General features: G+C 48.5%; 20 protein-coding genes. 3 read left to right on the top strand and 17 right to left on the bottom strand.

Translation table 11 applies throughout. The features are described 5' to 3' along the window. Positions 1-16: 16 nt before the first annotated feature. Complete coding sequence (locus tag H608_RS0104580; RefSeq protein WP_155990049.1) at positions 17-985, top strand: TQO small subunit DoxD; 969 nt, start codon at positions 17-19, stop codon at positions 983-985. Between the two features lie 36 nt (positions 986-1,021). On the opposite strand, the gene H608_RS0104575 is transcribed toward H608_RS0104580, so the two are convergent. Both H608_RS0104575 and H608_RS0104570 read right to left on the bottom strand, forming a co-directional pair. Further along, positions 1,022-1,564 (bottom strand): YciE/YciF ferroxidase family protein, encoded by a 543-nt coding sequence (locus H608_RS0104575; RefSeq protein WP_038007208.1) that lies wholly within the window; start codon positions 1,562-1,564, stop codon positions 1,022-1,024. 171 nt (positions 1,565-1,735) lie between these two features. Further along, the gene (locus tag H608_RS0104570) at positions 1,736-2,605 is read right to left on the bottom strand and encodes a sigma-54-dependent transcriptional regulator (RefSeq protein WP_028786642.1); all 870 of its coding nucleotides are present in this window, start codon (positions 2,603-2,605) and stop codon (positions 1,736-1,738) included. Positions 2,606-2,813: 208 nt separating this feature from the next. Between H608_RS0104570 and H608_RS0104565 the strand changes: the two genes are divergently transcribed. Together H608_RS0104565 and H608_RS0104560 are read left to right on the top strand one after the other, a co-directional pair. Beyond that, positions 2,814-3,734: a CE1 family esterase gene (locus tag H608_RS0104565; protein ID WP_081658793.1), complete on the top strand. Its 921-nt coding sequence runs from the start codon at positions 2,814-2,816 to the stop codon at positions 3,732-3,734. A 97-nt stretch (positions 3,735-3,831) separates the two neighbouring features. Then, on the top strand, positions 3,832-6,423 hold the full coding sequence (locus tag H608_RS0104560) for a cation-translocating P-type ATPase (protein ID WP_028786640.1): 2,592 nt from the start codon (positions 3,832-3,834) through the stop codon (positions 6,421-6,423). Here H608_RS0104560 and H608_RS0104555 read toward each other — a convergent pair. The 15 genes from H608_RS0104555 to H608_RS0104480 form a co-directional block, all read right to left on the bottom strand. Further along, positions 6,413-7,255: a universal stress protein gene (locus tag H608_RS0104555; RefSeq protein ID WP_028786639.1), complete on the bottom strand. Its 843-nt coding sequence runs from the start codon at positions 7,253-7,255 to the stop codon at positions 6,413-6,415. The genes H608_RS0104560 and H608_RS0104555 overlap by 11 nt on opposite strands. Before the next feature lie 95 nt (positions 7,256-7,350). Further along, positions 7,351-8,151 (bottom strand): penicillin-binding transpeptidase domain-containing protein, encoded by an 801-nt coding sequence (locus H608_RS0104550; RefSeq protein WP_038007205.1) that lies wholly within the window; start codon positions 8,149-8,151, stop codon positions 7,351-7,353. A 47-nt stretch (positions 8,152-8,198) separates the two neighbouring features. After that, positions 8,199-9,590, bottom strand: a complete 1,392-nt coding sequence (locus H608_RS0104545) for an undecaprenyl-phosphate glucose phosphotransferase (RefSeq protein WP_028786637.1) — start codon at positions 9,588-9,590, stop codon at positions 8,199-8,201. A 5-nt stretch (positions 9,591-9,595) separates the two neighbouring features. Beyond that, complete coding sequence (locus tag H608_RS0104540; RefSeq protein WP_038007202.1) at positions 9,596-10,825, bottom strand: glycosyltransferase family 4 protein; 1,230 nt, start codon at positions 10,823-10,825, stop codon at positions 9,596-9,598. 2 nt (positions 10,826-10,827) lie between these two features. Then, the gene (locus H608_RS0104535; RefSeq protein ID WP_028786635.1) at positions 10,828-12,138 is read right to left on the bottom strand and encodes a nucleotide sugar dehydrogenase; all 1,311 of its coding nucleotides are present in this window, start codon (positions 12,136-12,138) and stop codon (positions 10,828-10,830) included. Then, a complete protein-coding gene (locus H608_RS0104530; protein WP_028786634.1) occupies positions 12,128-14,074 on the bottom strand; it encodes an alginate lyase family protein in 1,947 nt (648 codons plus the stop codon). Before H608_RS0104530 ends, H608_RS0104535 begins: the two co-directional genes overlap by 11 nt. Beyond that, complete coding sequence (locus H608_RS0104525) at positions 14,071-15,135, bottom strand: glycosyltransferase family 4 protein (RefSeq protein WP_028786633.1); 1,065 nt, start codon at positions 15,133-15,135, stop codon at positions 14,071-14,073. The genes H608_RS0104530 and H608_RS0104525 overlap by 4 nt, the downstream gene beginning before the upstream one ends. Positions 15,136-15,138: 3 nt before the next feature. Further along, positions 15,139-16,032, bottom strand: a complete 894-nt coding sequence (locus tag H608_RS0104520) for a glucosamine inositolphosphorylceramide transferase family protein (RefSeq protein WP_028786632.1) — start codon at positions 16,030-16,032, stop codon at positions 15,139-15,141. Positions 16,033-16,035: 3 nt separating this feature from the next. After that, positions 16,036-17,130, bottom strand: a complete 1,095-nt coding sequence (locus H608_RS23420) for a glycosyltransferase family 4 protein (RefSeq protein ID WP_028786631.1) — start codon at positions 17,128-17,130, stop codon at positions 16,036-16,038. Positions 17,131-17,139: 9 nt separating this feature from the next. Continuing rightward, a complete protein-coding gene (locus H608_RS0104510) occupies positions 17,140-17,943 on the bottom strand; it encodes a polysaccharide lyase family 20 protein (RefSeq protein WP_028786630.1) in 804 nt (267 codons plus the stop codon). After that, a complete protein-coding gene (locus tag H608_RS0104505) occupies positions 17,940-19,844 on the bottom strand; it encodes a hypothetical protein (RefSeq protein ID WP_155990048.1) in 1,905 nt (634 codons plus the stop codon). Before H608_RS0104505 ends, H608_RS0104510 begins: the two co-directional genes overlap by 4 nt. Before the next feature lie 11 nt (positions 19,845-19,855). Next, complete coding sequence (gene asnB / locus H608_RS0104495; RefSeq protein ID WP_028786628.1) at positions 19,856-21,697, bottom strand: asparagine synthase (glutamine-hydrolyzing); 1,842 nt, start codon at positions 21,695-21,697, stop codon at positions 19,856-19,858. 219 nt (positions 21,698-21,916) lie between these two features. After that, a complete protein-coding gene (locus H608_RS21260; protein WP_051268039.1) occupies positions 21,917-22,744 on the bottom strand; it encodes a class I SAM-dependent methyltransferase in 828 nt (275 codons plus the stop codon). Positions 22,745-22,749: 5 nt separating this feature from the next. Then, positions 22,750-23,886 (bottom strand): glycosyltransferase, encoded by a 1,137-nt coding sequence (locus tag H608_RS0104485; RefSeq protein WP_028786627.1) that lies wholly within the window; start codon positions 23,884-23,886, stop codon positions 22,750-22,752. Then, positions 23,883-25,232, bottom strand: a complete 1,350-nt coding sequence (locus H608_RS0104480) for an O-antigen ligase family protein (protein ID WP_028786626.1) — start codon at positions 25,230-25,232, stop codon at positions 23,883-23,885. The genes H608_RS0104485 and H608_RS0104480 overlap by 4 nt, the downstream gene beginning before the upstream one ends. Between the last annotated feature and the right edge of the window lie 19 nt (positions 25,233-25,251).

Here is a 25,251-nt window from a genome sequence, read left to right as displayed (position 1 = left end):
CATTCAATTATCAAACATGCAAAAAGAATTTACCACTCCGGCAACACCGGCCGGTCTCATCGTGCTGTCCCTTCGTCTGGTAACGGGATGGACTTACTTCTCCGCCTTCTGGCGCCGTCTTGTTCTCGAAAATAAACTGGATCCTGATGCGCCGGGATATATCGGTGAAAAATTCAATCATTTTCTGCCGCAGGCATTAGGAATAAAACCAATCATTCAATACCTGGTCTCTCATCCGGATTTGCTGCATAGGTCGATGTGGGTCTTTACCATCGCAGAAGCCATAGCGGGGTTGTGTTTTATGTTCGGATTGATGACGCGATGGATGAGTGTGCTGGTGGTATCGCTCGCGGCGGGTATTTTACTGGGTGCAGGATGGCTCGGTACTACTTGCCTGGATGAATGGCAGATCGGCGTATTGGGTATTGCTGCGGGATTTACCGTTTTTGTGGCTGGTGGTGGTCCTGTTTCTTTGGACCATATTTTTGGTCGTGGAAGGCGCTTCTTTTACCGGCAAAGCATTCCCCTGCAGAATAAAAAACTGGTAATAACCGGCGCTATAGTGATCACCTTCCTTACATTGTTTACCAATCAATATTTTCACGGAGGTGTTTGGGGTACTTTGCACAATGGATCGATCAGGCCGGTGCTTGAGATAAGTAATGCCCGGATACAAAAAGGCGAACTGGTGTTTGAAATTCAGCGTACAGAAGGCGCGGATGTATACGGATCTTTCCTGATTGGTGTTCAAATTGAAAACGATAAAGGTGAAATAGTTTTTTCAAAGACCGGGGCAGGGCTATCGGCTGCTTCGATCGTCAATAGTTACGTAGCGAAGGTAAAAGGCAGTAAGTACAGCCTGGTTATTCCGCTGGGAGCGAAGGCGGTTCTGAGATTTAAAGACGTGTGGATGCCCCGGGGTAATTATGTGCTCAGGCTGATTGACGTAAGTGGTCTGGAGTGGACCGCAACTATTGATAAGTAAAAGGAGGGCGTAAAGCCCTCCTTTCGTACACAATGCTTATTCATCTTCCTGTTCTGCTTCCCAGTTGATGTTATTTTCGGCAATGGCGGTAAGATTGGCATCCGTTTGTTTTTCTTCCTCCAATGTCTGTGCAAGTACCGCGGATACTTCGTCATAACCCATAGTCATGGCTAATTGTGCCAGTCCTCCATAGGTTGCAATTTCATAGTGTTCCACTTTTTGCGCAGCCATAATGATTGCTACATCGCGTGTGAGGCTGCCTTCTTCTGTTTCTTCAACAATGGATTCCCCTTCTTTGATCAGGCCTTCCATTGCATCACATTTTTTTGCCTGGGCTTTCTTGCCGAGCATTTCAAAGACCTGTTCCAGCCTGGAAATATGCTCTTCCGTTTGGCCGATATGTTCCTTGATTGCACTTTGCAGTTGCGAAGTGGTGGCGGCCTTCTGCATCTTGGGAAGCGCTTTGGTGAGATGTTTTTCCGCCCAATAAATGTCTTTCAGGGCATCGATGAAAAATTCTTCGAGCTGTTCGCTTCCGGCGTTTTTCTGCTTACCTGTGTTGGCTTTTGTGGTTGGCATATCTGTGTGTTTTTTTGATAAAATATTTTATAGTGTAACAGGTCAAAGCACATGCCGTCAGTAAAGGAAAAGCCAGTTACATGATAATCTTTGGGTTATAAAAAAGAGCTTACTGCGCGGGCATAACAACGTGGTCAACTTTACACACGCCTAGTGCGTTTGCGTAACAGATTAAGTAGACGATGGCAGCGAGAGTTTTTTCAATTTGCTGTACAGTGTCTTCCTGCTTATTTTCAGCAATTGTGCTGCCTGTTTTTTATTATAGCGAGTCTGCTGCAGGGTCTGCATGATCAGATCATATTCAGCCTGGTTGGTTACTTCTTTCAACACGTTGGCGCGGTTGGCATGCTGACCGATCCTCAGTTCATCCGGCATTACCGGTGTGGTTATTTGTTCTCCATCCGGAGTAAGAAACACTGCCTGCCTGATCATCTGGCGCAGTTCGGGCAGATGCCCGGGCCAGGGATATTGCAGCAGCAGGGGGATGACCTCTTCGGAAAAACCGGTAATGTTTTTATCAAAGTCATGATTGGCCCGCTTCAAAAAGAGATGTGCAAAGAATACGATGTCTTCTTCGCAATGGCTCAATATCGGTAGCCGTATCAGCAGGTAATTGCTGTCCGCATCACCCGCTGCCGGAGCTTCTGCCGGACCATCGAAGATAATCCTGGCTTTGGTCCGCTCCACCAGTGTGGTGACGAGCTTCGAGAGAGTTTCCTGCGATATCATAGCGCCGTATTTAAGGAAGACGGTACAGCCTTTCAGGTTATCCAATAGTTCCGGATGAGAATGGATCAAACCACTGATATTCCTGTTTACAGGCCGCGTGAGTTCAATGTGCAGGTTATTTTCGCCGAGGCGATTGCATTCTATAACGATAAAAGGATGCCGGCGGCGCGGACTGAAATGATGAATAGCTTCCGCCACCAGTTCCCTGGCACCGTTTCGTTCACCCGTAACCCACACGTCTACCTCCCGCTGCGAAGCGATCTGTATACATTCATGCAGGGCATAAGTCTGTTGTATAGAAAACTTTTCCATAATTTACATTTAGAGCAATGGTAAGGGGAAGTTGGACAAAATTCGTCGCGGTGGCTGTAGTAATAGGTGGGAAAATAATGCCAAAGAGCTGCCTGTCCAATTTTGTTGGGAAATACTTCACCCTGTAAATCAATAAATCAGGGAATACCCGGAGCTTATTGATCTTATTTTTTATTCATGTTTAAACATCATACTTTAATCGGAGTCTATGTTGCACATGCGTAATAGTTTATATTGTATTGCCTTGATCATGCTTTTTGCGGCAGGCTGCCGCAGGGATAAGCAAAATGACACTGTTCCGCTGAATGGTAAATTGACCGTAAACGGCGTTCAGCGTACTTATCAGGTATATGTTCCTCCTTCGGCAAATGTTTCTACAACTTTTCCCTTATTATTTGTATTTCATGGCGGTGGTGGTGGAGGTTCTGCCTCGGTTGTGCCACTTGGTTTCAATGCATTGGCTGACCGCGATCAATTCATCGTGGTATACCCGGATGCATACAACGATAACTGGAACGATGGCCGCAACGCAAGCTGTATCGATCAGTCGCAGGATGATGTGGCGTATGTAAATGCATTGATTGATGCTGTTTCTCAACATTATTCGATCAACACGTCGAAAGTGTTTGCCTGTGGTGTGTCCAACGGCGGTATCTTCTGCCATTATCTGGCCTCCAGACTCTCCACACGCATCAAGGGAATAGCTGCCGTTATCGCTTCCATCGCGGAGCCGGTGTATCCGGGTTTTTCAGTCAGCAGTCCGGTATCGGCTCTGCTGATCAATGGTACTGACGATCCGGGTGTATTATACAATGGAGGCGCAATTTTTGGCATACCGTGCCGCGGTCGCGTTGTTGGAGCGGAGGCAACTGTTAATAAATGGGTAGCGGTCAATAATTGCAACAATACTCCGGTGACAACGGCCATTCCGGATCGCGTACCCACAGACGGATGTACCGCTACGCAATATGTTTATGCCGGAGGCAGCTCCGGCGCCAAAGTCACTTTTATCAAAATACAGGGCGGTGGTCATACCTGGCCCGGCACAGGCGGCGGTACGGGCACCGGCAATGTGTGCCAGGATTTCAGTGCCACGCAATACGTGTGGGACTTTTTTAGGGCAATTTGACAATTTGAAGATTTGACAATTTGGCAATAATTATCAAATTATCAAATCTTCAAATTAACACATTAGTGCTCTGGTCAGCTTTTTGCATTTCCTCCACATGACCAAATGGTACCAACTTTCCGCAGAAGAAGCACTCAAAGAAACCGGCGCCAGTGCCGGTGGACTTTCCGTTGCTGAAGCCGGCAAACGGCTGGCGGCCGACGGCCCCAACCAGCTGGAAGGCACACGCAAACGCTCGCCGGTGATGATGTTCCTGCGGCAGTTCGCAGACCTCATGATCATTATCCTGATGGGTGCCGCTGTGCTCTCGGGTATCCTCGGTGATCTTACCGATACCATCATTATTGTGGTGATTGTTTTCCTCAATGCCATCGTTGGTTTTGTGCAGGAATACCGGGCCGAGAAGGCCATGGAGGCTTTGAAAAATATGGCCGTGGCCAACGTGAAAGTTTTGCGTGACGGCAATACCGCCTCCATTCCCTCAGCCGAAATTGTACGTGGCGATATCATCGTGCTCGAAGCAGGTGACCTGGTGCCCGCCGATCTGCGCATCATCGAACTCAGCCATTTACAAATCAATGAATCTGCACTCACCGGCGAATCCGTTGCCGTGGATAAAGACATGAAACCCATTGATGAAAATGATCCGGCACAGGGCGATATCCTCAATATGGCTTTCAAAGGCACGTTTGTTACCAACGGGCGCGGCAAAGGTGTGGTGGTGGCAACAGGTATGGACACTGCGCTCGGACGCATTGCCAGTTTGTTGCAGGAACCGGGTACGCAAACGCCTTTGCAAAAACGCCTGGCCGCTTTCAGCCGCACATTGGCCTGGGTAGTGTTAGGTATCTGCGTGATCGTGTTCCTGACCGGATACCTGCGTGGCGAAGATCCGGTGGTGATGCTGCTCACCGCATTGTCATTAGCCGTTGCTGCCATGCCCGAGGCACTGCCCGCCGTCATTACTATTTCCCTGGCTTTGGGCGCACGAAAAATGGTACGTAAAAATGCACTCATCCGCAAGTTGCCCGCCGTTGAAACATTGGGTTCCATCACTTATATCTGCACCGACAAGACCGGTACCCTTACGCTTAACCAGATGACGGTGGAAGCCGTTGCCGGGAAGAATTTTTTACTGGATGAAAAAAATACGTCGGAAACCGGCGAAGAAGATTTTCAATGGCTGATGAAAGGCATGGCGCTCAACAATGATGTAACGAAAAACGACAAGGATGAATCTGTCGGCGATCCTACAGAAACAGCTCTTTTCAATTACGCAGCGGATAAAGGCTTTACCAAAGACGAACTGGAACAACAGCATCCACGCGTGGGCGAAATTCCTTTTGATTCCGAAAGAAAATTAATGAGCACCATTCACCAGGATGGCGATGGTTATTTTGTAATTGTCAAAGGGGCCATGGAAATATTATTGGAAAAATCTGACAACGAGGAGAAAGAAAAGTGGTCGGAGTTATTGGAGGAGATGTTGGCCAACGGAAGACGTGTGATTGGTTTTGGTATCCGTACACTCGATAGCAAACCGGATGATCCGCAACCGGATTCGATAGAGCAGTCGATCCGCATTACGGGCATGGCTGGTCTCATGGATCCGCCGCGGGAAGAAGCAAAGCAGGCCGTAGAGGAGTGCCGCTCCGCGGGCATCACACCCGTTATGATCACGGGTGACCACCCCGTAACCGCCGCAACTATCGCGGGGCGCCTGGGGATTATTGCCACTGAGGAAGATCGCACGTTGACCGGTAAAGAATTGGCAGCCCTTTCCGATGAGCAATTGGACGAAACCGTGCAGCAGGTGCGCGTGTATGCGCGCGTTTCGCCCGAACAAAAATTGCGCATCATCCGGGCGCTGCAAAAAAAAGAGCAGTATGTGGCGATGACGGGTGATGGGGTGAATGACGCGCCGGCATTGAAACATGCCGATATCGGTGTAGCCATGGGTATATCCGGAACAGATGTATCCAAAGAAGCGGCACACATGATCTTACTCGATGATAATTTCGGAACGATTGTCGGTGCTGTTAAAGAAGGCAGGAGAATATTTGATAATATCCGGAAATTTATCCGCTACATTCTTACCGGCAATTCCGCAGAAATATGGACGATCTTCCTCGCACCATTATTCGGCCTGCCTGTACCGCTGTTGCCTATACATATTTTATGGATCAACCTGGTGACCGATGGTTTACCCGGACTGGCGTTGGCCGCGGAGAAAGCGGAGCGGCAAATCATGCAACGACCGCCACGCAAACCTGGTGAAAGTATTTTTGCCGGAGGGTTGGGAGCGCATGTGTTATGGGCGGGATTATTCCTGGCAGGGATTACCTTGGTGACACAGGCATGGTCGATAAATGTTGGCGACGCACATTGGCAAACGATGGTATTTACCGTTTTATGTTTTGGTCAGTTATTCCATGTAATGGCAATAAGATCGGAATACAATTCTCTTTTCAGTATCGGCATACTTTCTAACAAACCCATGTTATGGTCGCTTGCCGGAACATTTGCATTACAGCTGGGTATTATTTATCTGCCGTTCTTCAATAAAATTTTTCACACGCAACCGCTTACCTGGCAGGAGTTGCTGATCTGTACCGGAGCCGCAACCCTGATATTCTGGGCAGTGGAATTGGAAAAATTGATACGCCGCCGCGGCGCTGCTAAACCGTAGCAAACAAGGACTCGTTTTCCTCTATGGCTTTTTCTTCGATGGCTTCGTAGTAAGCAATGAACACCGGTTGCCGGAGGGCTACTATCATTTGTTTTGCATGACTTCGTTTGAAAAGTCTTGAAAGGGCTGTTCGTCCGAATGCGCCGAGCACAAGCAGGCTATCTGTATACCCGGATAGTTGTTCGAAAAAGCGCATACCAGCATCCCCTTTTACCGTTTCAAATGATAACTGCCGGTAGTGTCGCGACAACCATTCTTTTAAATGGTATTGCTCTTCATAGTCGGGCGTACCATTTTTATTTACCTGTATCACTCTTACCGGAATGGAATGCCATTCGGGAAAAAGATAGGTGAGTTGTTTGATGGAGAGCATGGAGGAGGCAGTGCCATTGCTCGTAAAAATAATTTCTTTCGGTGGTGATTGACGCTGGGGCGTGATCAGCACCGGGCAGGCGGTATGACGGATCACATCTTTTGCGAAGGTAGTAACACTTCCCTCGATGCGCTTGTTGAACGATAATTCAGGATCCACGATCAACACATCTGCCGCTTTGGTTTCCGTGAACAAGGTTGTCGCGGGATCACCTTTGTCACGGTGGATACGAACGGCCAGATCGCGGCGGCAGCAGGCATCTGCAAACTGCCGTACATTATGATCTGTGAGATAAACATCATCTGATATACCAGAGGTCGGGCCGGCGTCGCGGTCGGTGAGGTGATGCAGGAACACGCCCGTAACCGGCGAGCGTGTGAGCTTTCCGAGGTAGCAGGCGAAGTCCAGTGCCGGCCAGGAGGCCTGCCGGCTGTCGATAGCGAGGAGGATCTTTCTCATAAAAGGAACAAACCAGTCAGTAAATTAACTGTGTGCTTCTTTCAGATGCCTGATTTTAATCATGTCAGGAGTTGATACACATCATCAGCGGGCTCCTAAGGTTCAGGAACGATGTATTTCAATAGCTTCCATGTAATGTTTTTCCTGCATGTGGAGAATTCAGGATTGTATTCGCTACGGGGTTTTGTGATGCGTGTGGCAAAAAAATAAACGTCTTTGCCGGATTCGAAGTAGCCAACCCACCAGCCGATGTCCTGCCCGTCGATGCGGGTCCAGCCGGTTTTGGAGTGCAGGGTATAGTTGGGTTTCGTTTCCGTGATCATCACACGTTTAACGGTCTCCATGTTTTTCTTAGAGAACGGCAGTTTGCCCTCATACAGTCTTACCAGGAACTTTACCTGGTCTTCGGGCGAAATGCCGAACGGCCCGAAATTCCAAAAGTCGTCACCCGGTTCAGACAGGTTGCCATTCCCATAACCGGCTGCTTTCAATATTTTTTTATACCGTTCCCGGCCAACTTTTTTGGCGAGCTCGATAAAAGCCCATCCCGCGGAAACACGAAAGGCTTCTTCCACCGTGATATCATGATAAATCTCCGGGCGGTAACCGTATAGCACCGTATCCGTTTTGCCTGGCCATTTTACAACCGCTTGTTCATCTTTGATCACACCTGTCTCCAGTGCTATGAGCAGGTTGATGACTTTGAAGGTGGATGCGGGACAGGTGATGGCACGGCTGTCTGCCGTATCGGTGATGAGCCATTTGTTGTTGCGGTAGTCAAAGATGACCGAACTACCGGTTACTTTACAATCGAGGAAGGGTTGTTGCAGCGAATCCTGGGCAACAGCAAAGAGAGAGAAAAAAGAAAAGACGGTCAGTAAAAGAATGCGGGACATCAGGGCGATTTTGCCCTAAAAATAAAGGAAGGAGATGAGTAGAAATGTTAATACGCGTTTTTTTCTCCGCGTACCATATTTAAAGCGGTAAGGAACATGATGCGCGTGTCGAGCCAGAGGCTCCAGTTTTCCAGGTACCAGAGATCGTATTCCACGCGGTTATTGATATCATCGACAATACGGATCTCACCGCGGTAGCCGTGGATTTGTGCCCAGCCCGTAATGCCGGGTTTGAGGAAATGGCGGATCATATAATGATCGAGTAATTTCGAATAGTCTTCCGTGTGTTTGATCATATGCGGACGCGGGCCTACCACGCTCATGTCGCTCATGAATACATTGAAAAATTGCGGCATTTCATCCAGGTTGCTCTTCCGCAGAAAACGGCCAAGCCGCGTGATGCGCACATCTTTTTTAGTAGCCTGCTTTGCATCGGCATCCGCATTCATCCGCATGCTGCGGAACTTAAGGCAATTGAATGTTTTGCCGTCTTTGCCACTGCGTTGCTGTACGAAAAAGATGGGGCCTCGTGAATCGAGCCATATCAGTAAAGCAAGAATGGGCACCAGCCAGGATAATATAAAAATGATGACCAATGAGCTTATTGCGATATCGTACAGCCGTTTTTTGATGCGGTTGCCTACATCGTCCAACGGCTCCCGGCGCAGGGTTAATAGCGGAATGTCATTGATATAATCGAGATAGACCGGTTTGCGTACAAAATAGCTGAGGTCGGGCACGATCCTGAAGCGGATCAGTGAACGGTCGGCTTCTTCCATCAAAGGATACAACCGCGGATCCTGTTCGGGTGCCACGGTCGAAAATATTTCGGTTACCTGGTTGGTGCGGGAGAAACTCAGCAGGTTGTCGATGTCGCCGATCACCGGGTAGTTCGTCAGTTCCTGGATATTGTCGTCCCGTTCGCAAAAGCCCATGATCTCGGTTTTGATCGGTTCCTGTTCAAGGTAAAGCGCCAGTTTTTTTGCCTGCGTGTTGTAGCCAACAATAATGATCTTGCGGACGATGTGATGTTTGCGTTGTACATAATGCAAAACGGTCAGGTGCAGGAAGCGGTTAAGCAGGAGGCTGCTCAGGAAGGAGGTGAGCACGCTGATGATAAACAAACGCGAGATGTCCGCTTCTTTATAAAAGAAAAGATAAAGCATTTCCAATACCACGAAATACACAAATGCCTTCATGGTCATGCGGGAGAATTTTTCAAACGAATACATCAGCCGGTCATGGTAGATGCCGTTGGCCCAGGCGGCAATGCCCCAGGCAAGATTGGAGGAGAACCAGAGATAACTGTACTGGATTTCCATATCACCCGGAATATGCGTTCTGAAAACATAGCGGCAGATAATAAATACCAGGTTCAGGACGATCAGGTCCAGGAACGCAAAGCAGAGGCGCAGCAGTGTGGTTAACCGGTGATTCATATTATTCAGCGGGTGGGAGTGGGCGCATTGACCAGTTGCGCATCGGTTTGTCCGAGACGAAATACTTTCCGGTAAACGTTCAGCAGGTTGGTCTTTTCATGATTCCAGGAAAGCTCATTTAATATACGCTGGTAACCATACTCGCCCATGCGGGTACGCTCTTCAGGGTTGTCGAGCAGCCAGCAGATTTTATCGGCAAAGTCAGCCGTGTCATTATTCTCCGCATACAGCGAAGCTTCACGTGCGGAAACTCTTCCTTCTTTCAGATCAAATTGTACGATGGGTTTTTTAAGCGCCATGTACTCCATGATCTTGTTCATCGTGGAAAGGTTGTTCATCTCCGTCGGCTTGTCGGGGTTCACACACACATCGGCAGTATTGAGAACATCAACCAATGTTTGGTCGTCTACCCGGCCATAGAAATCGACATAATCGTCGAGTCCCATTTGGGTTGATAGCTGTTTTATTTTTTCCAGGTCGGTGCCGCCGCCAACGATAGCGAACTGCACATCCTGCCGTTGCGCAACGATCTTTGCCGCAGATTCGAGCAACAGGTCGAGTCCTTCCTGTTCGCCGATAACGCCAACGTAGCCGATAAGGAAAGTCCGGCCTTTGCGGAAAGCCGCATTGCCTTCGGTGAGCCGCAAACGATCAAGTTTGGGACCGCTGCGCACCACGGTTACCTTTTCCGGCTTCATGCCACCGCGTTCGATGGCTATCTGCCGGTAACTTTCATTAGTGGCAATACTGTAGGAAGCACTTTTGAACGTCAGCTTTTCAACCAGTAATAAAAATTTATAAAAAAAACCTTTTTTGTTGTACTTGGCGATGTACAATTCAGGATTGATGTCGTGATGATCGAACACATATTTCACTCCGAAAGGTTTGAAGAAAAGAGCAACGAGGAAAATGAGATCGGGAGGATTGCATCCCTGTATCACGTGAAAACGTCTTTTGAAATAGATCTTCCAGGCCAGGATAAATTCCCACCAGAGTGCGGCAGTGTACTCACGCAGGTATCCCCATGCACCACGCGCTTCCAGCGGCAGGCTGTGGCGGTAGATGTCGATGCCGTCGATGTGCTCGTAGGATTTGGTGTATCCTTTCATTTTCGGGCAAATGATGCTCACGGCGGCTCCGTTTTCGCGCAGCGTAGTGGCCTCCTGCCACACACGCCTGTCAAAAGGGGAAGGGAGGTTCTCTACAACGATCAGCACATGTTTTCCTTCAAACATATCTACCAGTTTATTCCTTGATAATTTTTCTTCTGACGTATCGCTTCCGGCAACCGGACCATGTCGATGACATGATGATCACTTTCGAGTTGCTCTAAAAAGTCGATGTAATCGGTTTCCTTGTTATTGACCACGAGTACTTCTGATACACCGGCCAGTTCCTGCAAATCCTGTGTAAGCAGGCGCGACAGATGCGGGATATGCCTGTCGATGTACTCTTTGTTGGTGCCGGTAAGTTTGGATAAGCTCACATTGCTGTCGTAGATGGTGATGGTATAACCTTTGCCGAGCAGCGTTTCGATTAAGGTAACAGCGGGCGAGTTTCGCAGGTCGTCGGTGCCGGCTTTAAAGCTAAGTCCCATGAAACCAAGGTTTCTTTTTCCGGTTGCCTGGATCATACTCACCGCCCGCGTGATCTGCAATTGGTTGGTGACGTCGATGCTTTCGATCAGTGGCGTACGCACGTATTGATCATGTGCCAGTGTCTGCAGACCTTTAAGGTCTTTGGGCAAACAGGAACCACCGTAGGCAAATCCCGGCTTGAAATAATAGGGAGAAATGTTCAACACTTTGTCCATGCAGAATATTTCCATCACTTTATGCGAGTCTATCGACAGGGAAGAGCAGATATTACCGATTTCGTTGGCAAATGAAACCTTGAGCGCATGGAAGGTATTGTTTACATATTTCATCAGCTCGGCTACTTTCAGATCGGTAATGATCACCTCTGCCGGCAGGTGCCGGTAAAGCGAAGCCACCTGCTCCGCAGCTTCGGTATGCGCGGAACCGATCAGTGTAAGCGGTGGGTGATGATAGTCGTGTACGGCCGTTCCTTCCCGCAGGAATTCCGGATTGGATACCACAGCGAAGTCTTCGTTGGCTTTTTTACCCGAATGTTGCGCAACGATCGACGCAAATTTTTCATTCGTTCCCGGTAATACGGTCGAGCGCAGCGCGATGATGTGAAAGCCTTCTTTCTCTTTCAAAGCGTCTCCGAATTTTTCGGCAACGTTGAAGATATAATCCAGGTTGAGATGACCATTCGGTCCGGACGGAGTACCCACGGCGATAATGGAAATAGCGGTACCGCGGATAGCGGAAAGATAATCGGTTGTGGCGCTGATACGGCCGGCCGCATGTTCTTCCCGGATGATGGTGTCGATTTCTTTTTCGATGATCGTGGGAAGGCCGGCATTGATCTGGGCTACTTTCGTTTCGCTTACATCTACGCCCACCACCTGGTGGCCGTTGCGCGCAAGACATCCGAGACTGACACAGCCAACATAGCCGAGCCCAAAAATACTAATGTTCATGAAGTGTGATTATAGTAAGAGTGGTGGTTAACACCAGTGATTTTTTTTCTGAAGTACATTCACCCAGCAAAAAAGAGGAGGGTTGTTTTTGCATGAATGAAGGCGAGTACCAGCCTTGCGGTCCCTGCTCATTAGCCTGCATACGATGTACTTCCAGCATACGATCCATTTGAATATCCACCACCCGTTTGATAGCAGGATGCGACAACCGGTAACAATTAGCTGCAGTCTGCTTCACCTGGATGTCGGGGTGCAGGTGAAAAGGCATGGCAATATGATAACCTGCTTTCTCCCCCTGTATGGTATCTGATAAAATGAGTTGGTCAGTTGTCTTGTAGAAACGCACAGTACGGCTGTGCATGATTTGTTTCTGCCGGTAACCGTTGTGTGAACCGGTAACAATATCGGTCGTTTCACTGAGCGTGCATTGTTCGATTTGAGCCTTGTAATGCTGGAGCCACAATGTTGGTCCGGCTAATATGGCCTGATCAGTTTGGTCGATCGTGATCGTATTGTGGGCAAGAGTACTCGTAAAATATTTCCGGTGTTCCGGATGCGTGTGATAGGCAAAAGTTCCCGGATCTGTGAGGAACGGATAACCATCGATGTGCAACACCACGGACAAGGCATCGGCATGCCCATGCGCTGCAATGGATAAATAACCCAAAGGGGCTGCATCGAAATGACAATAAATTTCCTGCTGCTGCGTGCTGTCGGTTTTACGCAGAATAGCATGGCCGTCTTCGCGGAAACAAACGGAATGGTATTTTTTTGCTGCTATTGGTAAGGCCGTTTCGTCAAGATGTGCCGTTAGCAGTGCCGTTTTTGTATCGGCAGTAACCGACATTTTCCAGTCTGCATTATTCCATAAGAGGGCGGCTGTGTTCAGCAGCGAAACGAAATTGTTACTGCGGTGATCGTTGTCGGGAAGGATCACGCGGCCATCGTCTTCGTCGCCATAATGCGGTACCTGCTGACGGATGTCCATCAGTTGGGCGATATAATGGAAAGCCGCTTGCAAACGCTCTTCAAAGGCAGCGGAGAAAGGTGAACCGTAATGTTGTCCTGCGATCATCGATTGCAAAAAGAAATCGGTAGCAAACTGGATATACACCGATGCTTCTTCGCGGTGGATGCCCGCGGGAGAATATTGTAAAAGTATCTCACGTTCCAGTCCGGCTTTGGCGTAACTGTTCCATCCGGCAGATTCGGGGAATTGCCATTTCAATGTAGCTATCCACAGCCCGGCGTATTCGGCCACCAGGTGATTGTTCGCGGAAGAATACAGGGACGGATTGCGTGATGCATAATAGCAATGCTGATAGATCAGCGGTAACCAGGTTTGCTGCCTGAAGGCCTGGCATTGTTCATCCTGTTGCCAATGCTCATCCGATTCCAGGATGTTCCAGCACCAGTACCAGTTGATCAACCGCAGGCACACTTCGATATTGGAATACCAGTTGATGCCACGCAGATAAGGATTTTGTTCCTGCCAATTGCGCATCAGGCGCATAAAAAGGCCGAGATGGGCAGGATTATTTTCCTGGCGGTAACGGATCAATAACGGCAGCAGGTAATGCAGGCGGTTAACTTCCCACACTACCTTAGCGCTGCCGTGGCGGTCTGTCCGGATATCTATATTTTTTGAGAAATCATTTTGCGGAAATCTTTTCCCGGAGAAAATATCGAGATGAAAATCCTGAATGGCCGACGGATCGAGTTCTTTGCCGAACACCGTATAAGGTCCGCCAACCTGCATTTTTTCATAGGGGAAACTAAAATCGAAAGGACGCACCGTCACATTGGTAAAAACAGGATTGACCGGTTTGCGTTTTTCTTTTTGTTTGCGCAGCCATTGTTTGCCACGAAACGCCCACTCGGCAGGTTGCATGGTCTGCAGACGATAATAATACCATTTAACGCGGGTAGGGATCATTTTTCTAAGGAGCGGTATAATTCTTCTAAATGATGACGGATGGCTTCGGGATAAAAGCGGCTGGCACTTTGCAGGGCATTGTTACCGAGTTGAACAGCCTGCTCCGGGTTGTCCAGCGCCTGGTTGATCAGTCCGCGGAGTGTGTCGGTATCGCCGGGTTGGAAGAGCCAGCCTTCACAACCGTTTTGCATGATCTCGGGAATGCTGCCCACCGGAGTGGTCAGTGCAGCCCTGCCGTAACTGAATGCTTCCAGCAATGTCATCGGCATGGCCTCCTCATAAGTAGGCAGAATGAAGTAATGACAATTATTAAATTGTTGTTCTTTGTCCTGACCGTCCACCCATCCTATGAATTCAACCAGTTGGCCCGTACCGTTTTCACGGATCGTGTTTTGCAAACGTTCGATCTCGTGATTGCCTCCTACGGAGAAATGGCATTTATTTTTCCATTGATCCTGTTCTGCATGAATCAGCCGCAGCAGATCGAAGATGCCTTTGTGATCGGCAATGCGCCCGAGAAAAAGAAAACGGATCATCGGGCCCGCGGTGGGCGGTTGCGCTGCTTTTTGTTCTACGGGATTGGGGATCACCCGGATTCCTTTTAAACGGAAATTTTTATAAAAGAAATCATTCCATTGCGCTGAAAGCAAAACGAGCTGATCGCTTTGGTTGACGACAAAACGGCAAAGTGTCCGGTAAACAGCACTTCCCCCGGTATATCGCTCATCAAAGGCGCCGGCATGAATATGAAAAACCAGTTTCTTGCCGAATAATTTTTTACTGATAAAAACGACAAATGCTTTTCTGAAGATGCTGCCGTCTTTTGCACCGTGTACGTGAACGATGCGGATCTTTCTGTCGCTGAGAAGGGTGGTGGTCAGGCGGAACAGCGCGCCGATAAAAAAGAAGGCTTCGATCAATTTATGCCGGTAAGAAAGCGTAGGGATAAACTTGAAAGGTCTGATATGTTTGGCATACACCGCCAGCACGGCGCCTATGCCGCCGCGGTGATTCCGGTGATCCGGGCCTACAAAAAGAATATGTTCAAACGTATCAGCCACTGCTTACTTTTTAAATAATTTTCTTTTCAATTGCTGCCATGGCTCAAAATGCAGTCGTTGTCCATCGATTACCGTGCAATCGCCGTGGCCGTTGATAGTATGCCATCCATATGAATAAGCCGAGCCGTCGGATGGTTTCAGTTCCATGTAAAACTCTTCGCGGAAATGATCGGCATCCAGTTCAACGATCCGCTGGATAACGATCGACTGCCCGTAGTAGTAGCGGCAGTTCTGCGTCGGGCGGTAAAGCTCTCCGTCTACTTCAATCACACTTCCTGCCGGGCGGCTTCCCGATGGGTCTTTTTTAACAGGATTAGTATTGTGCGGTGCATAGGGACCGAGTAACGACGAGGAATAGAAAATTTGCAGTTCGCTGTGTTTACCGGGTCCGGGCATGGTGCAGAAAAGCCAGTACAGTTCATTTTTTTTGACAATGGTGGCATCGAGTAACCGTTTGTTTAGCACGATGCCCTGTAGTTGCCATGTGCCCTTTGTCTCATTCAGCAGATAAGCCTGCAGCGGACCACCAAAGGCATTTTCCGGAAAAAAATAAGTTTGTCCCTCTTCTTCGTAAAAGAAAGGATAAGAGAGGTGGGTATCTTTTTTGAGGATAGTCTGCGTTGACCGGATATTCATCTCATGATCTGCTGACAACAATTCGATGGTGCCATCCAGTGCATCGGAAGTCACTTTTTCGGCATATACATGATAAGTGCCATCCGGACGGCTTACGACAAAGGGGTCGGCATACGAACAGTATTTGTCCGCTACTTCATACCATTTCACCGGCACCGTAATTTTCTTTTGGCGGATGATGTCTTTGATGTCGCAGCGCATCATACCTACGCCCCATTGCTTGAGGAAAAGTTTGCCGGTATATTTTTTCCAATAAGACATAAGTCAGGATAGCAATTCCTGCCGGTAATTTTCCAACATGACTGGCAGGGAAAAATTGTCTGCTACAAAACGATGCAGTTCTTGTTTGTCGTAGCTGCGTGTCAGGATATGATGCCAGCTTTTTGCAATGGATTGAACATTCTTTGATTCGCTGAGTTCGCCATTGGATGCGTTGATCATTTCGGCCGCACCGCCTATATGCGTGAGTGAACACGGCACGCCGGATGACAAAGCTTCCAGCGCCGCCAGTGAAAAGGTTTCGGTTGTATAAGACGTGAGGGTAAACAGATCCGCCGCATTCAGAAAAGGCCGCACATCCGGTTGGTGTGGTATAAAATGAATGTACCTGCCCACGGGACTTGCTGCTGCTTTTTCTTTTATCTCCTTTTCATAGGCTGCATCGCCGGAGCCGACAAACAACAGGTGAGCGGGCAACTGATGATCTTGATGTAAATGTTCCAGCGCCGCAATCGCATATTGATGGCCTTTTTCGCGGAACATGCGCGCTACTTTGAGAATTACTTTTTCACCGGAAGGAATAAAAGCCGGTTTATTGGCCGCCTGTGCATCCGGTGTAAAATAATCCGTATCGATGCCATTGTAAATAATCCTTGCATTAGCGGGCGTGAAACGATAATATTTCCGGAGGTAATCCTGCTGCGCTTTGCAGATAAACAAAATCCTGTCAGTCTTGCCTGCTGCGCGGAAATAAACCAGGTTCATCAGGTAATCCCTGAACGACCGGGGGATGGTAGAATGAAGCGACAGAATAAAACGGATGCCTTTGCCGGTACGCAGGTAAAGTTTCATCAGGAAAAAAGAAAACATGCCGACGCAAAAAACGGTATCGATATCATTCTCCTTTACTACACGACGAATTTGTCTGCCAACGGTCAGGTCGTATTTGAAGTTGCGCTCGATGATCACAGATCGCACGCCCGCATCCAGTTCGTGAAATAAGGCGTTGTCACTGCTGAGTAAAATAACCAGGGGATCGAGCCCGCGGCGATAGCTGTCGTTGACGAGGCTGATGAAAAACTTTTCAGCGCCACCAACAACGAGGCCATGTATCAGGAAGGCAATTTTGTGTTGACTCATCAGAATAAATCAGGGACCGGGTTGTACGTCTTCGTAACGCGCTTTTTCATTGCCCACACGAAACTCATCGGCATACAACACCCGGTGCGTGCTTGTTGATTGTCCTCCCCCCGGCGCCCAGGACCATTTGTTGATACCGAGCTTCACGTAATTGGGACTGAAATTGGTGCGGATACCATATTTATTAAAAGCGAGGCTGCCATTTTTCCAAACCTGGATAAAACCGTCGGCCTGGTCGGTCCACTTTACATGAAAGACCACATCGATCCAGCGACCCGTGGTGGCGGCTCCCAGTTCTTCGTACGTGTTGGCGCCTTCTCTTTCCTGGTGTACCAATAACAACTTGCCGTTATTTACCCAAAGTGCCAATGGCGGACTGCCGCTGCTGATATGGGCGGTATGATGCCATTGAATGATGCTTTCACTGCCATTGTCGGCCTCGTAATCTTCCAGGTAAAAACTGATGCCATACCAGCGTTCCGCGTAGGTGCTCAGTTCTGCTTCGAGGTTGATCTCCGAGCGAACACTTCCTGAAACCGACGGATCATTTCTTTTCAACTCGAAACGTACGGCCTGGTTACCGGCGCGGCTCCTGGGTGCAGCCGTAACAGAATAATCACAGCAATGCTGTTGATTTTGCCAGCCGCTGAGATAATTGCTGTCTTCAAATCCTGAAGAAAACAGCAGGTGCTGGCGATTGCCTTCGCTGAATATAACCGTATCGGCGCCGGGAGGCAGCGTGTCTTTTGCCGGATGACGGCAACCCGCCGCCATGAACGGAATAAATACAACTATGATGAAAAATAATCTCATGGATGAAAAACAGAAACAGGTGTTTCGGATACGAATAAACGGAAAGCATTATTCGACCATACTTCTTTATAATGATAACGTGTGAGGTATTGCTGCAGAATATTATTGCGCACACTATTCCACTGTTCATATTCCGGCGCACTGTTTTCCGGCCAATGTATTCCGCGGTGGCTATTGGCGGCTACTTTTTGCATAACGATTACCGGTAAATGATCTTTTTCCTCCGTGCTTTGCTCCAGCAGGGCCTTGTAAACATTTGCCTGGTAAAGCCAGGGGTAAGAGTTGTGGAGAAATGGACGCGTACCCGTTAAATAGTGAACCATCGGAATGGCATCGTGTGCCAGCAGAAAATCGCCCGGCTTGATATAGTGTTTGGATGCTTCGAGTAATTCGTTAATGGCTTCGGCTCTGGGACCGGAAGTAAAGATGCCGCGCATTTTTTCACTGTTGATGCTATGTGTCAGTTTATCTCTTCCCGCCCAATCCCAGAACGGATGATTCCAGGAAGAATAAACACAGCCGAGCAGGCAGATGACCAGTCCGTATTGACGGAAGTGACGAAGTTGCCGCGGCGAGATCCAGATATTCGCTTCCTCTTCTTCCCCGCGTATGGATTGCATTTGTCCGCTTAGCTGAACCGATCGCAAACGATAAATCCAGTCGACGATCAAAGGCAACGTGATCCAGAACGCATATACACCTGCGGTGAACATACCGGAACTGCTGCCCACGTGATAACTCAATGTCTGAAACAAACCAAAGAATGCCAGCAGGCGGATATCCACATTGCGTCCGCGCAACAGCGTATATCCGCCGATGAGGATGGCGCTACCGGAGAACAAATAAAGCAATAAAGTATTCGGAAGATTTACATTTTTCGTGACGCTCACGACTGCTATGCACAAAGCAAAAAAGCAAAGCCATCCTGCAAAGGGCAATAGACGCCTGATCCAACTGTAACGGCGTGCCTGTCCGGTAACGTACCCTGCTGTCAGCAGGAAAGCGAGCAGATAGGCCGTATAACGCAGCGAAATCATGTAGTTGCCCCAGAACAAGCTCAGTTGCGCGCCGAGGCTGTAATAACCGCCACTGTCTTTTGCCTGTCCTTCTGTGGTGCCGGTAGCAGTACCTGCAAGGTTTACCAGCAGATTGAAATTATTCATAAACAGTTGCCAGTGGCCAACACTGTACATGATGAACCAGATCAGCAGCAGTCCGCCGGCGAGTCCCGCTGCAAACAACAGTGCTTGTTGTATGCGTGTACGCATCGGGACATGCGCAATGTAGCCGTGATAGAATACCGCAAGGATCAATCCGGATTGCAGGAGGTTGGGTAAGCGGGTAAACGTATTGATAGCAACCAGCACACCGGCAACCAGCAACAACAAAGGCTTGTGATAGCGAAGGCCTTTAAAAAAAGCCGTGGCGATGAGTACGTAAAAAAGTGCGGAAAGATTGTTATAATAAAGTTCCTTGGGATCGTTGCTGATAAACATCGTTGCCAGCATCAGTCCAATGAACAAATGGCCTTTATTGATGTATTGACGTAAAAACCGGAAAGTCTGGTAAGCGGTCAATGTAGTGGCTAATACGCCGGCTAAGCGCAGTCCCCACAAACCCAGGAAGCCAAAGGCTTTCATCCAGAGTCCGCCGATAATGCCGGAAAACCAATACATGAAATTGTACTGGACGGAAGAAGGATCATGAAAAATTTCCTGGTAAAAAGTGGCATGAAATCCTTCATCAGCAAAGTCGAGGCCCTGGAAGATAAAGGCAAGCTGATAAAGAAACAGGAAAGCAAAGAAAACCGCGACCGGCATACGTCCGATGGTGGCAAGCAACACATCGGCCGGCCGGCCGGCTTGTTCGTGACGGGATGATAATCCGCTGGTGAAACGCATCAGAATAAGGTTTAGGCAGGCTGGTTTAAAGAGAGGGATAACAATAGTAAAATTTGTTTTTCCCTGTTTTGGTTTTGGCGGTGTTCGGTCAGCAAGCGCCGGATGGCCTCTACGTCAAACAACTGACGAATGGTGGCTGATCCGCAAATAATATCGGTAATCTCCCGGTGATAAGTATTGTACCAGGATGACGCAGGTGTGGCAAAGCCGATTTTTTTACGATGTACGATGCTTGCAGGAAGATAGGCTTCTGCAAACGCTTTATGGATCAGCTTGCCTTTACGGAAGCTGAATTTATAATCGGGATGTAAAGATTCAATAAAAGCAATAAGATCATTGTCGAGAATAGGCACGCGGCACTCCACGCCAAAGTGCATCATGAGTTTGTCTGAATACATCAACAGGTCATCTGCCAGCGAAGTACGGAGATCGAGATAAGGAAAACTGATTGTTGCAGATGGTGAAGGCAGGCGTGCTTCCCAATGACGGCGGAATTGCTGTTCGTTGTCGCGGAATATTTCTTTCAGCGATGTGCCCGACATTTCTTCCAATTCTTTTTCGGAGGAAATGGCATTGAAGGCACGATAGGCACTCAGCAAGTCTTTTTCCTGCGCAGCGGTATATAAACGGCGTACATCTTCTTTCCGCACAGCACCCATGCCGCTTAGTTTCATACCGGCCCTCAGCAAACTGCTGCGGCGCACCGGTTCCAGTATTTTCAGTCCTTTGTATTTGCGGTATCCGTAAAGCGGCTCATCCGCACCTTGTCCGCTCAATACTACTTTCACATGTTGTGAAGCCAGCTTCGACAGCCAATACATGGGAATGATGGAGTTGGTGGCAATCGGTTCTTCCACGATGCGGGTGACTTCTTTCAATTGATTGATGAAGTCGGAGAATTCAACACGTGTATGAAAATGCGGCAGGTTCAGCGTTTGGGCGGTGATGGCTGCACCGGCAATCTCGTCATCGGCAAAAAGTCCTTCCGCAAAACCGACGGTGAAGGTCTTCAGGGGTGTGACAGCCTTATTGCGTGCAACTGCTGCCACCAGGGCCGAGTCTACGCCGGCGCTTAACAATACGCCGATCTCCACATCCGACATCAATTGACGTTCGACCGCTTTTTCAAAAAGATCGCCGTACTCGTTGATGAGTTGTTGTTTTTCCCTGCGTACGGAGCCGGTTGGTTGCGGCTGGGTATAATAATGATAGCTGGTCCGTATATTTTCCCCCGAAAGATCAAATACAATTACCTGTCCGGGTTCTACTTTATAAACGTCTTTGTAAATGGTGGCAGGTGCCGCCACATAACGCATCTTCATGCCCTCGATCACTTTTTCTTTATCGTGCGTCAGTGAAACATAATGACCGATGCCGCGCAGTTCGGAGGAAAACGCCAGTTGATTATCGCGCAGATGATAATAAACGGGTTTCACGCCGAAGCGGTCGCGGATGAGGTAAAGCTTTTGTTGTGTTTCATCCAGCAGCGCAAAACCAAAGATGCCATTTAGGCGGTGCAGCTGCAACAGCGGGTTGTGCCGTGCGAAAAAGTTTACCAGTGTTTCCGTATCGGAATGCCCGCGGAAAGTCACTTCGCCGAGTTCGTCTTTTAAATCCTGGTGGTTATAGATTTCTCCGTTGAACGTAATATATACCGGCATTTCAGAAGCCTGCATCGGCTGGCGGCCATTTTCGCTTACATCTACAATAGACAAACGGCGATGCGCCAGCGTTACGTTGTGCACACCGACACGGGTCTCGTAAACGCCGTCGCCATCCGGTCCGCGATGGCTGATCGCAGCCAGCGAGGCCGGCGAGAATTTAAAATTTATACAACCCAGGATGCCGCACATGGAGATGATGTGTAAATGTGTAAGTGTGTAAATGTGTAAATGAAGTTCGGAAAGCTATTCTTTGCTTCTTTATTACTTTGCGGCTTTGCGTGAAAAAGTTGTTGGTTCACGCAGAGACGCGTAAGGAGAAAAAGACGCAAAAAAAGATATTCCAGACCCTACGTTTGATCTTTCGGTATTGAAAGTGTCAAATCACAATGAGGCTGTTTGACTTATTACTTATAACTTCCTACTTATTACCCCGCGCTTCCGCGCGGTCAGCTTAATGCCAAACAAATTAAAAATAACCGTATTGCCACGGATCTTGCGGCGCCATGCACCGGGAAGGATACCATACATTTTTTCCATCAGGATCAATAAAGGCATCACTACGGGGAAGTAACCTATTTTACTGTAACCTATATATCCCCGGACTTTCGTGAAACCTTCCTTGCGTAACAGTTTGCTCAATTCCGAGTAGGTATATTCCTTCATGTGAAAGCCTTCGGCTTCCGGTGTAAACTCTCTTGATATATCGTGCGGGCCTGTCAGGCGGTGCGGTGTGATGATCATCAGCAAGCCATCGCTGCGCAAAAAGCGATGATAGGCTTGCAGCAACGGCTCCGTGTCATCGGTATGCAAATGCTCGAATACCTGGTTGCTGTAAACGATATCCACCGATGCATCTTCCTGCGCCATGTCCACACCATTGAAAATGCGGAGTTCAAAATTATCGGGGCGGCCTTCGATGAACGGGATGCTGTCCGCCACTTCATAGGCAGTTACATGACCAAAATGTTTGGCCAGTTCCTTGCTGAGCAGGCAATCACCCGCACCGATCTCAAGGATCGTTTTCTTCTTATCAAAGAAACGGGAGAGGAGGCGTAGTTGCCAGGCCAGCCGGTCTTCTTTTGAAATGTTCAGTCCTTCCGGAATGTTGGGGAACTGTGTAAAGAGTTCGTTGTAGAGCTGTTGGTATAAAACCCTGCGCTCTTCGGCCGAGCTGATGCGCAACTTGTCGGCGAGTGATTTCTCCAGTAAAAAATGCGCTTGTTTGTTGTATTCCATAACGCTTAATTGGTGGGCAAAGGAATTTGTTCTCCCAGTTGGTGACGATAAAGTTGCAAATAGGACCGGGTTACACGCCCGAGGTTGAGTTCGCTGCGCACCCAGGCGGCGCCTTTTGTACCGAGTTGGCCGGCGAGTAAGGGATCGTTTTTCAATTTACGGATAGCGGCAACCAGTGCATTTACATCACCCGGCGCAATGAGAAGGCCGGTTTCTTCTTCACGTACCAATTCATCGGTGCCGCCGCCTTTGGTAGCGATTACGGGCAGCCCGGATGCCATGTATTCAATGATGGCGTTCGAAAGCCCTTCGCCATGGTTACCGGCATTGGTGGTCAATACGCCAACGTCTGCACATTGCAGTAAGGCTTCAATATCATGCCGCATGCCGGTGAATAAAATATGTGTGTTCAGTAAATGCGCCGGTACTTTTTCCATGAGGGCAGAACGGAACTCACCTTCACCAATGAAAACAAAATGAAAGGAGTCGTCTTCGTTGATCAACTGAAGGGCTGCTTCCAGCAATGTACCGTGGTCTTTGCGGATCTCGAAAGCGGCAACCATCATTATTACAAACCGCGGCTTTTTTTCCGGCCATAATTGAGCCGTTGTTTCTTCGACGGGTGGTAGTTTATTAAAACGATTCAGATCGATGCCGTTGTAGATGCATACTGATTTTATAGATGGTGTTCCGTATGCCGCTAATCCGGCTTTTGAATTGGCGACAAACATTTTGGAAAAAGGTGTCAGCATTTTTATCCGGCGGTAATGTTTCCGGAATACGTCTGAATCAGCGGCTGCGTCATAGATCACACCGTGGATAACGGGTTTGCGGGAAATCAGATTGGCTATCTGCAGGTAGGCACTTGCCGTAATATCCCAGGAGTGAATAATGTCAGGATTGAAATCTTTTATGGCGCGGCGAAGTTTAAACGCCAGTCTCCAGTCTTTGCTTTTTCCTTTTACAATCATTTCAAAGCGGATGGGCATTTCGTATACCTGCGGATAATCGACGATGTTGTCGAGTGATACCAGCATAATACGGCAATCGCCATCTGCCTCCAGCAGGCCTTTGATCAGCTCCAGCATCCGTCTTTCCTTGCCGCCTTTTTTCAGCGTGTTGGTGATCATCAGGATCTTCATGCCTGCAAAGATTCGGGGATTAAATTTCCGGGTGTTTCTTCTTCGCGGTCGGTCGCACCATGCTGATGCATTTGCAATTGCGCCGTAAGTGTGCCGCCTATCAGGAACACGAAGAAAGAAGTAAGTTCTTTATTGTGGCTGGTAACATACAGAATCACATAAGCGAGGCATATGACCAGCGGTGAGTTGAGCCCGGTTCTGATGGCACGGATAAAAAAGGTGATCAGCATCAGGAAGTAAATGGCAAAGCCCACAATACCCAATTCGATCAATAATAAGAGGATACCGTTGTGCGCGTCATAACCGGAGCCATAGTCCCTTTTCAAAAAACCACCATAACCGATGCCGAAGAGTTGTTCGTCGAACGGAAGATTCATGAAACTGTGATAGGCGATGGAAGAGGCTTCTTTCCGCCATTCCATCGAGTCGAGCGATTGGGAATTGTAGTTGTTACCCAATGACCGGTTGATAATGGCCAGTGGTTCGTCTATCAGCCGCGCGGTGATCTGCTCCATGAACTCGCTGTTTACATTGAAGAAAATTTGCATTATCTGGAACAGGAACAGGCAAAGGAACAAACAACTGATGCTGACCAGTACCAGTGTATAAGCTTTGCGGCTTTTGTTGCGGCTGAAAAGCCCTTTCAGGATCAGCCACAGGGCAACCATTATCAGGATCAGCATGGCACTGCGCGAAGTAGACAACAGCACACCAAGAAACATCGGAGGGAGCAGCAGCAGGTTCCATTTACCTGGTTTTTCATCTTCGGCGAGGTAGTCGCTCAATAAGAAAACGAATGCTGCGCCACAGATGTAACCAAAGAAATTATGGTTCACCAGTTCCCAGGCCGGTGTAAATATGTAGTGAACGCGTACAACGGGGAAAGTGCCAATGAATGCATATGTATAAGCCAGGTCGGCAAGACAAATCAAACCCGCGAAAATAATACTGGTTTTGAACAGACGATAATCACCCGTGTAAGCGTAAAAGAAATAACCGAAATAGGCACAAAGAAAAGCCAGGATAAATTCTTTCACGAGGTCGAAACTCAGCAGTTCGAAGTTGGCGGAGATAAGGAACAGGTAAAGGATGAACAGTAAGATCCACCACGTATATCCCTGCTTGAAAAACGGTGGCAGGATGAAACGCGGTTTCATGGTGAACGTCCGGGCAAACAAACATACGCTGAGCATAGCACGGAAGTTCAGCGGCATACCGCGTAAATCGAAGTTCACATCCGCAATCACCGTCGTGAATAGCAGAATAGCTACCCACTCCGGCTTATAAAGCAGGCTGTACCCAACACCGAGGGCACCGACGATCATGAATAGGAGGGAGAGAGACATGTTAATTTGATGATTTGGT

The organism is Terrimonas ferruginea DSM 30193, from assembly GCF_000425585.1.
Taxonomy (GTDB): domain Bacteria; phylum Bacteroidota; class Bacteroidia; order Chitinophagales; family Chitinophagaceae; genus Terrimonas; species Terrimonas ferruginea.
This window is presented reverse-complemented; position numbering and strand designations above follow the sequence as displayed.

What these genes read in the sequence shown, in the direction of transcription:
- H608_RS0104580 (WP_155990049.1), top strand. Translation starts at nt 17, where the DNA reads ATGCAAAAAGAATTTACCACTCCGGCAACACCGGCCGGTCTCATCGTG.
- H608_RS0104575 (WP_038007208.1), bottom strand. Translation starts at nt 1,564, where the DNA reads ATGCCAACCACAAAAGCCAACACAGGTAAGCAGAAAAACGCCGGAAGC.
- H608_RS0104570 (WP_028786642.1), bottom strand. Translation starts at nt 2,605, where the DNA reads ATGGAAAAGTTTTCTATACAACAGACTTATGCCCTGCATGAATGTATA.
- H608_RS0104565 (WP_081658793.1), top strand. Translation starts at nt 2,814, where the DNA reads ATGTTGCACATGCGTAATAGTTTATATTGTATTGCCTTGATCATGCTT.
- H608_RS0104560 (WP_028786640.1), top strand. Translation starts at nt 3,832, where the DNA reads ATGACCAAATGGTACCAACTTTCCGCAGAAGAAGCACTCAAAGAAACC.
- H608_RS0104555 (WP_028786639.1), bottom strand. Translation starts at nt 7,255, where the DNA reads ATGAGAAAGATCCTCCTCGCTATCGACAGCCGGCAGGCCTCCTGGCCG.
- H608_RS0104550 (WP_038007205.1), bottom strand. Translation starts at nt 8,151, where the DNA reads ATGTCCCGCATTCTTTTACTGACCGTCTTTTCTTTTTTCTCTCTCTTT.
- H608_RS0104545 (WP_028786637.1), bottom strand. Translation starts at nt 9,590, where the DNA reads ATGAATCACCGGTTAACCACACTGCTGCGCCTCTGCTTTGCGTTCCTG.
- H608_RS0104540 (WP_038007202.1), bottom strand. Translation starts at nt 10,825, where the DNA reads ATGTTTGAAGGAAAACATGTGCTGATCGTTGTAGAGAACCTCCCTTCC.
- H608_RS0104535 (WP_028786635.1), bottom strand. Translation starts at nt 12,138, where the DNA reads ATGAACATTAGTATTTTTGGGCTCGGCTATGTTGGCTGTGTCAGTCTC.
- H608_RS0104530 (WP_028786634.1), bottom strand. Translation starts at nt 14,074, where the DNA reads ATGATCCCTACCCGCGTTAAATGGTATTATTATCGTCTGCAGACCATG.
- H608_RS0104520 (WP_028786632.1), bottom strand. Translation starts at nt 16,032, where the DNA reads ATGTCTTATTGGAAAAAATATACCGGCAAACTTTTCCTCAAGCAATGG.
- H608_RS23420 (WP_028786631.1), bottom strand. Translation starts at nt 17,130, where the DNA reads ATGAGTCAACACAAAATTGCCTTCCTGATACATGGCCTCGTTGTTGGT.
- H608_RS0104510 (WP_028786630.1), bottom strand. Translation starts at nt 17,943, where the DNA reads ATGAGATTATTTTTCATCATAGTTGTATTTATTCCGTTCATGGCGGCG.
- H608_RS0104505 (WP_155990048.1), bottom strand. Translation starts at nt 19,844, where the DNA reads ATGCGTTTCACCAGCGGATTATCATCCCGTCACGAACAAGCCGGCCGG.
- asnB (WP_028786628.1), bottom strand. Translation starts at nt 21,697, where the DNA reads ATGTGCGGCATCCTGGGTTGTATAAATTTTAAATTCTCGCCGGCCTCG.
- H608_RS21260 (WP_051268039.1), bottom strand. Translation starts at nt 22,744, where the DNA reads ATGGAATACAACAAACAAGCGCATTTTTTACTGGAGAAATCACTCGCC.
- H608_RS0104485 (WP_028786627.1), bottom strand. Translation starts at nt 23,886, where the DNA reads ATGAAGATCCTGATGATCACCAACACGCTGAAAAAAGGCGGCAAGGAA.
- H608_RS0104480 (WP_028786626.1), bottom strand. Translation starts at nt 25,232, where the DNA reads ATGTCTCTCTCCCTCCTATTCATGATCGTCGGTGCCCTCGGTGTTGGG.